5 protein-coding genes are annotated in these 3,428 nt (G+C 66.9%); 4 read left to right on the forward strand and 1 reads right to left on the reverse strand.

The window, feature by feature from the left end:
• Both JWP90_RS06220 and JWP90_RS06225 read left to right on the forward strand, forming a co-directional pair.
• The coding region (locus JWP90_RS06220; protein WP_297361194.1) for a thiolase family protein at positions 1-710 on the forward strand (710 nt) is incomplete at its 5' end.
• A 10-nt stretch (positions 711-720) separates the two neighbouring features.
• Positions 721-1,497 carry an IclR family transcriptional regulator C-terminal domain-containing protein gene (locus JWP90_RS06225; RefSeq protein WP_297361197.1) on the forward strand — a complete coding sequence of 259 codons (777 nt, stop codon included), beginning with the start codon at positions 721-723 and terminating at the stop codon, positions 1,495-1,497.
• A 186-nt stretch (positions 1,498-1,683) separates the two neighbouring features.
• Here the strand turns inward: JWP90_RS06225 and JWP90_RS06230 are convergent, their stop codons facing one another.
• Positions 1,684-2,019, reverse strand: coding sequence for a hypothetical protein (locus tag JWP90_RS06230; RefSeq protein ID WP_297361200.1), 336 nt, complete (start codon positions 2,017-2,019; stop codon positions 1,684-1,686).
• A 3-nt stretch (positions 2,020-2,022) separates the two neighbouring features.
• On the opposite strand from JWP90_RS06230, the gene JWP90_RS06235 reads away from it, so the two are divergent.
• Positions 2,023-2,226 carry a three-helix bundle dimerization domain-containing protein gene (locus tag JWP90_RS06235; protein ID WP_297361203.1) on the forward strand — a complete coding sequence of 68 codons (204 nt, stop codon included), beginning with the start codon at positions 2,023-2,025 and terminating at the stop codon, positions 2,224-2,226.
• Between the two features lie 136 nt (positions 2,227-2,362).
• Positions 2,363-3,428, forward strand: a 1,066-nt coding sequence (locus JWP90_RS06240) for a hypothetical protein (protein ID WP_297361206.1), incomplete at its 3' end; no start/stop codon positions are given.

Raw genomic sequence — 3,428 nt, forward strand, 5'->3', positions numbered from 1 at the left:
TGCCTGAGCGGTGGACCGTCTCGCTGGGGGAGACTGCGGAGCTACTCGCCGACCGTTTCTCCATCAGCAGGGAGGAGCAGGATGCCTTCGCCGTCCGCAGTCATCAGGCGGCAGCATCCGCCTGGTCGGCCGGCTTCTACGCCGCTGAGATCATCCAGGTTCCCGGTGCCGCGCTCGCTCGCGACGAGGGCATCCGCGATGACACCTCGGCGGAGTCGCTCGCGCCGCTCAAGCCCGCATTCCGCGAGGGAGGGTCGGTGACCGCCGGCAACTCGTCACCGTTGAGTGACGGCGCGTCGATGCTCGTGATCGGCGGGGAAAACGCCCCGGTGAACGCGGAGCCGCTCGCGCGGATCATCGGTCGAGGGGTCAGCGGCAACGACCCGGACACCTTCGGGATCGCACCGGTCGAGGCGGCCAACCGTGCGCTCGCCCGGGCCGGCAAGACCTGGGCCGACGTCGACGTCGTCGAGCTGAACGAGGCATTCGCATCGCAAAGCCTCGCCTGCCTGCGGCTGTGGCCGGAGCTCGACCCGGAGAAGGTCAACATCCACGGCGGCGCAATCGCCATCGGGCACCCGCTCGGCGCATCCGGAGGCCGCATCATCGGCCACCTCGCCCAGGAACTCACGCGCAGAGGGGGCGGCGTTGGGGTCGCGGCGATCTGCATCGGAGTGGGGCAGGGCCTGGCCGTCGTGCTCGAGCGATAACGTTGGGTGCATGAGCGACGATCCTGAGCCGAGCGGGCAGTACGTCCAGTCGCTGGCGCGCGGTCTCAGTGTCATCCGAGCGTTCGGCCCTGACCGGCCGAGCATGACGCTCAGCGAAATCGCGGACGTCACCGGGTTGACGCGGGCGACCGCGAGGCGTTTTCTGCTGACCCTCATGGAGCTCGGTTACGTGCGCGCCGGCGGACGACTGTTCGCGCTCACTCCCCGGGTCCTCGAACTGGGTTTCTCCTACCTGTCGGGACTCGCGCTGCCCGAGATCGTCGCGCCTCACCTGGAACAATTGTCCCGCACGCTCAACGAATCCGCGTCGGCCTCCGTGCTCGATGACGGCGATATCGTCTACATTGCCCGAGTCCCAGCACGGCGGATCATGACAGTGTCCATCACCGTGGGGACCCGGTTCCCCGCGCATGCCACCTCGATGGGCCGGGTGCTGCTCGCAGGCCTCGACGAGGGTGACCTGGAGCGATATCTCCGCTCGATCAGCCGGGACGCGCTGACCGAGAAAACCGTGACGGATGCGGCGGCGCTGCGCGACACCCTCGACGAGGTTCGCCGGCAGGGCTGGGCCCTTGTCGACCAGGAACTCGAGCAGGGTCTCCGGTCGATCGCCGCGCCCCTGCACGGTGCCGACGGCAGGGTGGTGGCGGCAATCAACGTGTCCACCTCCACGTCCACGGCCAGCCTCGAGCGCATCTCCGACGACTACCGCCCCGCGATCCTTGACACCGCAGCGGAGATCAGTGCCGCCCTTCGCCGCTACTGACGCCGCCTGGCAGTGAAGTGCGACGGCGGGTGGCGACACTGAGCACTCGCGCCCATGGGTGCCAGACCTCACCCTCAGCACACAACGTCATCGCCCGCCTGGCGTCGGCCGGCCCCAGCCAATGAGGGGTTCCACGGAGGTCTGCTTGGTGCGCTCAAACCATTCACTTGACATCAGGCGGCGGCATCAGAACCGGACATTCAGAAGAGCCTTGATCAGTGGTTCGAGAGCGTGATCGAGCGCCATCGTCGACGGGCTGATCGCGGCTGGACGGTTCGATCCGGCCACCCGCCGTCCCCGGGGGCTCGTGCTTTGGGCCAGCTGGAGTTCTACGCCAGGCGGTGGTTCCAGTTCGGGTGGTCGCCGACCGCGCACGTCGCTCGACGTGATGACCGACTCCAGGTGCGAGCTTCTCGTCGAGGAGCGCTGATCGTCGGATCCGCTACTGCGGCTGGGCATCCTGGTGGGGTCGGTGGTATCCGGCCGGGATTTGACGGTGCCCTGATCGCGGTCGATACTCAAGAGGTGACCAAAGCGATCGACGACGAAGAGACCATCCGGCACGTCGCGGACAGTCTCGAAGCGAAGTATCCGGACATGGTGCGATCAGAGCTCGAGGCGATCGTCCGCGAGGAGTTCGGGGCGATCGCGGGGCGTCCCGTGCAGGATTACCTCTCCATCCTCACCGAGCGGGCGGCACGCAAGCGCATCAAGAAGTCGATCGCGTAATCGCTGCGGGGAGTTGCTCCCTACCGCGGGCGGATGATCGACAACTTGCCGACCAGCGGCTGGGTCGACGTCCCGCACCCACTCTCTGGGGAAGCGGCGGGGAACGCCGACGGTGTTGTATCTCCACGCTGTCCCGGTGGCTCACTGGGCCGAGGCGGTTACCGCAAGCGACCCGACCCGGCTCCGCACGATCGGCCTGGACCAGCGCGGTTGCGGTAGGAGCACTCCAGCGGCCCACGACGACCTCGCTCACCTGGCGGCGAACACCCCACACACCCTGATCACCGACATTGAGACCGTGCGACAGCACCTGTTCTCCATCCTGAGCCCGGTGTTCCTCACCGAGCGCAATTTCGCGAACCTCATGACGCAGGCGGCCACACTGGTCATGCTCGGCATGGCACTCGTCTTTGTCATCCTCCTCGGAGAGATCGACCTGTCGGCGGGCGTCACGGCCGGTGTCTCTGTGTGCATCTTCATCGTGCTCGTGAACGTGCAGGGTCTGAACTGGGTCCTGGCGCTGGCGATCGCTTGCGGTGCCGGTGTGGCAATCGGCACGTTCATCGGTTTCTTCGTGGCGAGGGTCGGGATCCCGTCATTCGTCGTTACGCTGGGTCTTTTCCTCGGGCTCCAAGGCGTTGAACTCATCATCATCGGCGCTGGAGGTTTGTACCGCCTGCAGATCCCGGAGATCCTCGCGATCCAGAACCGGAACATGCCGCCGTGGGCGGGGTGGACGATGCTGGCTGTCGTCCTCGCCGTGTCGGCGGTGACATCCTTCTGGGATCGGACCCGCCGCGCGCGCGCCGGCGTCCTGAACCGCACGATCACCCTGGTGTGGATCAAACTCGGCTTCATCGCACTGCTCGGCGGCGCCGTGGTGTTCATCCTGAACCAGGACCGCGGCCAGTCCGTGCGCGCCGTTCAGGGGGTGCCCATCGTCGTACCGATCGTGCTCGCGATCCTGTGGGTGGGCACGTTCGTGCTCGACCGCACGAAGTATGGCCGCAACATCTATGCGATCGGCGGCAACGCTGAGGCGGCGCGACGGGCCGGCATCAAGGTCGTGATGGTGCGGTGGACCGCCTTTATCATCTGCTCCTCGCTCTCGGTGGTCGCGGGGCTCTTCTCCATCAGCAAGGTGGGGTCCGTGGATGCCGCTGCGGGTCGCGACCTCGTTTTGAGTGGCGTTGCGGCGGCCG

The organism is Mycetocola sp. (genome assembly GCF_025464835.1).
Lineage (GTDB): Bacteria > Actinomycetota > Actinomycetes > Actinomycetales > Microbacteriaceae > Mycetocola_A.